The sequence below is a fragment of the uncultured Eudoraea sp. genome (genome assembly GCF_947258525.1).
Lineage (GTDB): Bacteria > Bacteroidota > Bacteroidia > Flavobacteriales > Flavobacteriaceae > Eudoraea.
In genome coordinates, this window is sequence record NZ_CAMYIP010000240.1 from 1 (window position 1) to 3,742 (window position 3,742).

General features: G+C 51.9%; 5 protein-coding genes. 1 reads left to right on the forward strand and 4 read right to left on the reverse strand.

Annotated features, from left to right (window positions below; all coding sequences use genetic code 11):
• The coding region (locus Q0X89_RS17835) for a hypothetical protein (RefSeq protein ID WP_297696715.1) at nucleotides 1–257 on the forward strand (257 nt) is incomplete at its 5' end.
• Between the two features lie 300 nt (nucleotides 258–557).
• Here Q0X89_RS17835 and Q0X89_RS17840 read toward each other — a convergent pair.
• From Q0X89_RS17840 to Q0X89_RS17855, 4 genes are all read right to left on the reverse strand, one after another.
• A complete protein-coding gene (locus tag Q0X89_RS17840) occupies nucleotides 558–1,271 on the reverse strand; it encodes a sulfotransferase family 2 domain-containing protein (protein WP_297696717.1) in 714 nt (237 codons plus the stop codon).
• A gap of 367 nt (nucleotides 1,272–1,638) precedes the next feature.
• Nucleotides 1,639–2,301 carry a ribose-5-phosphate isomerase RpiA gene (gene rpiA / locus Q0X89_RS17845; protein ID WP_297696719.1) on the reverse strand — a complete coding sequence of 221 codons (663 nt, stop codon included), beginning with the start codon at nucleotides 2,299–2,301 and terminating at the stop codon, nucleotides 1,639–1,641.
• A 137-nt stretch (nucleotides 2,302–2,438) separates the two neighbouring features.
• The gene (locus Q0X89_RS17850) at nucleotides 2,439–3,002 is read right to left on the reverse strand and encodes a hypothetical protein (RefSeq protein WP_297696721.1); all 564 of its coding nucleotides are present in this window, start codon (nucleotides 3,000–3,002) and stop codon (nucleotides 2,439–2,441) included.
• A 275-nt stretch (nucleotides 3,003–3,277) separates the two neighbouring features.
• A partial coding sequence (locus Q0X89_RS17855) for a 5-formyltetrahydrofolate cyclo-ligase (protein WP_297696723.1) occupies nucleotides 3,278–3,742 on the reverse strand: 465 nt, incomplete at its 5' end.

Below are 3,742 nucleotides of genomic sequence, written 5' to 3' on the forward strand. Positions count from 1 at the left end.
TCAGCGACAGGATCGAGGCGGTAAAAGCCCGTGCCACTGAAAGCGACGAGCGTGAGAAAGAACTCGGGGATCAATTCGACAAGATCCAGAGCCGGGTCGCTTCCGCCGGTCTGACCAACGCCATTGGCCAGTTTTTGCGCAAAGTGCACAGCAGCCTGCCCAAGGAACGGCGCCTGCGGCGAACGATTCGTGAACTTCGTGACGACCTAAAGAGCGCCGCCGTATCCCAGTCACAGGTCCGGCCAAAGACCTCTTGAGCGGCATAGGCAAAGTGCGTCACATTCCAGCACGATCAAATATTCTGCCATGCTGACGGTCGTGTGCCGTTCGACTACTACAAGTCCTGGCAGAAGGCGGTCAAAGAGGCTTAGGTCAAGGACTTCGGACTCGCGTCCTCAGCGACCTGAAAATCTTAATACGCGAGGCGCAGGCCGTCTTCGAGGCTTACTCGGACATGCCATCCGAGCCCTTTCAGCCTTGAGCTGTCAAGCAGCTTTCGCGGCGTACCGTCGAGACGGTCTATGAATGCAGCGGCCAATAGCGGAAGGTAAAACGGTTCAGAATGTATAATCGAACAGTCTGATGTCAGCTGCTTTTTCCCGAGTAATGATCTTCTTTCCCCACTGAAAATATTGGTCTCGATAGTGCGCGGAATTAGTTGCATCGTGGCTTTCATAAAGTGCCGCTTCCAAACCGATTTCATCGCAAACAGTGCTGAAGTCATCATGAAGGGATTCAAACCTCCCAATGAAATCAACAATGACTTCGCCTTTTTCGTCAGAAATGAAGTCAACCTGCTGCGCCGCACTCGCACCGAACAGGTCGTACTTAGCTTTTAATCCTAAATTGAAGAAGAACTTGGTATTCGGATACAACAGCCTTTTCGCGGGACTCATTCCTTTTCGCATCTTGCGGAATGAAGAAAGCGATTGGCTCCAAGGATTTCGCACAAAAGCGAATTTAAAATAACAGTCCCACACACCCTCACCCACAAGTTGTTTCAGTTCGCGGGCACGCAAATGCTTGCAACCCTCAAATTTCTTGCGGTACGGGTCATCGTAAAGATCAGGAAACTTATCTAACTCGCCGAAGCTGCGAACAACCTCGCGAGGCTCTCCGATGTAGCTGCACCAAGCCTCAATCCCCATTGCTGCACACAAAGATCGCTCTATACTGGTACCGGCCGTGCGGGGGATGTGAATAAAGATACACTTGTGTTCGTGCGAAATTATCATTTTTACCCACTTCAAAGCCCAAAGAATGATAGGCATTATCGACTTTAACAGGCACAGCCACTGCATATACAAAGGATTGCTACACCTTTCACCGACTGGAATGGGTTCACTAGCGGCCCTTTTCACTCATTCTAGCCGAAGGGCCGCTATCGGCGGTAAAGCGGCCATCTGGCGTGTCGTGGTGTTGCATTCTTGTTGCAGTTGCTTGTTAGTAGATACAGTAAAGACCGGCCCATAAGGATTGCTAATTCATGATAAGTGATTGGTTTTCGGTCAGCACGTACTGGGCTTGCTGTTGGAATTTGTGCAAATCCAGACTCTGACTCCGCCAACGGGGGTTCGATCCGAGGCACGCGGTGCGTGCCGACAGTCGTCGCCGCGTACCCGCGCGAGAATCCCTCGCCTAAACTCGCATCTCCCTGACGCCGTTGTCCCCGGCAATCAGCAGTATGTCGGCGGGCCTGTGAGCGAATATGCCAACCGTGACGACGCCCGGAATCCGGTTGATTCGTGCTTCCATTTCGACGGGATTCGAAATCGGCAGGTCCTCCACGTCGAGGATGTGATTGCCGTTATCGGTGACAAATCCCTCGCGCCAGATCGGGTGTCCTCGCATCTTCATGAGCCGGCGGGAGACGAGTTGCTGTGCCATCGGTAACACTTCGATCGGTAGCGGGAATTCCCCTAGCATGCCAACAAGCTTGCTGTCGTCGACAATGCACACAAAGCGCCGCGCCGCCGCGGCCAGCACTTTTTCGCGCGATAATGCGCCGCCACCACCTTTGATAAGCTGCAGGTGCTTATTGCATTCGTCGGCGCCATCGATATAGATATCGATATCGCCTCCCACCTCGTTGAGCGTTTTGACGTCGAATCCCTGTTCCCGAAGAAGCAGTGTCGATGCCTTTGAACTCGACACGACGGCTTCAATGCGATCGCGCACGTCCGGCAACATATCGATCAGGAAGTTGACTGTGGAGCCGGTGCCGACACCGAGTACTGTGCCTGGCTCTATGAACTGCAAGGCTGCCTCGGCGGCGCTACGCTTTTTCTGAGATGCGTCCATAGGAGCGTACTATAGTGAAATCGCCGCGAATTGCACGCATGAACGGTGGCGCATAAAGCTCAGAAATGAAAAGAGCCCGCCGAAGCGGGCTCTTTTACTTGCTCGGGAAGAAGGCCTCTTCCGAAGCGACCAGCTAACTACCGCCTTCTTCTGCGTGAAGCCTTCTTCTTGGCTTTGCGCTTGGTAGCTTTTCTCTTCGTCTTACGCTTGGCGACTTTCTTCTTCGCTTTGCGCTTGGTCTTACGCTTGGCTACCTTCTTTTTCGCCTTGCGTTTGGTCTTTCTCTTGGTCTTACGCTTGGCTACCTTCTTTTTAGCTTTGCGTTTAGCCTTTTTCTTGGTCTTACGCTTGGCTACCTTCTTTTTAGCCTTGCGTTTGGTCTTTCTCTTGGTCTTACGCTTGGCTACTTTCTTTTTAGCCTTACGTTTGGCCTTCTTCTTGGTCTTACGCTTGGCTACTTTCTTTTTAGCCTTGCGTTTGGTCTTTCTCTTCGTTTTACGCTTGGCGACTTTCTTCTTCGCCTTACGTTTGGCCTTCTTCTTCGTCTTTCTCTTTGCTACTTTTTTCTTCGCCTTTTTCTTGGCGGTCTTTCTCTTCGTCGCACGCCGTTTAGGCGCGGCTTTTTTCCGTGCTGTTACTTTCCGCTTCTTGGCGACTTTTCGCTTCGAAGCTTTTTTGCGAGACTTCTTTTTGGTAGCCATCTATTTTCTCCGTGTCGGGTACCCGGAATCCAGAAAGTTACGTTGTTATCAGCCTCTTAAGAAAGTCTCTCTGTAGCCGGAGTCGGAAGGCGAGTCGGCAAAAAACCGTTCAGGTTCGGATTGCGTCTGCAGTGCGTCCACAAAAACGGTGGCCTGGAACTTGGAAACCGAACTGCGAGTACATCGATTTGCAACGACTCAAGAAATCACGCGGGATGAATTTTTCGGCGTAAAAATGTCGCAGGTGTGCGACATTTCAGCTCGCCTGAAACGATTCAGTCTATTGAATCGGGCGGCAGCGGTGCGTCGCTGATAACGCGATAAAGCCGTATATCCCAAGCGTTTGGCGTTATTTTCTCGACTTTCTGGCACTCAAACGCGACGCCGACAAGTTTTGGCCGGAACCAGTGCTCTCGGTGTCGCAAGAATGAAAAGCAACGGTCGTAATAACCACTGCCCATACCGATACGGTTGTTTTGGAGGTCGTACGCGACGGTCGGTGCAACGACGATGTCCAAATTGCGTGGGGAAATGAAATCGCCGCTCGTCGGCTCCCAGATTCCGAACCAATTTTGTTCGAGCGTCGATTCAGGATGAATTTCCTGAAACGACATTTTGTACCCGGCGCGCAAAACGGGGACAAAAATGCGCTTATTTGCGCGCCAGGCCCGTTCGATGATGTCGCGCGTATCGACCTCGTCATCCATCGGCAGGAAGCAACCGACGAAACAACTCGATGA

Bases quoted from the DNA above. Each gene is read 5' to 3' on its own strand.
- rpiA (WP_297696719.1), bottom strand. From the start codon at position 2,301: ATGGACGCATCTCAGAAAAAGCGTAGCGCCGCCGAGGCAGCCTTGCAG.
- Q0X89_RS17840 (WP_297696717.1), bottom strand. From the start codon at position 1,271: ATGCCTATCATTCTTTGGGCTTTGAAGTGGGTAAAAATGATAATTTCG.
- Q0X89_RS17850 (WP_297696721.1), bottom strand. From the start codon at position 3,002: ATGGCTACCAAAAAGAAGTCTCGCAAAAAAGCTTCGAAGCGAAAAGTC.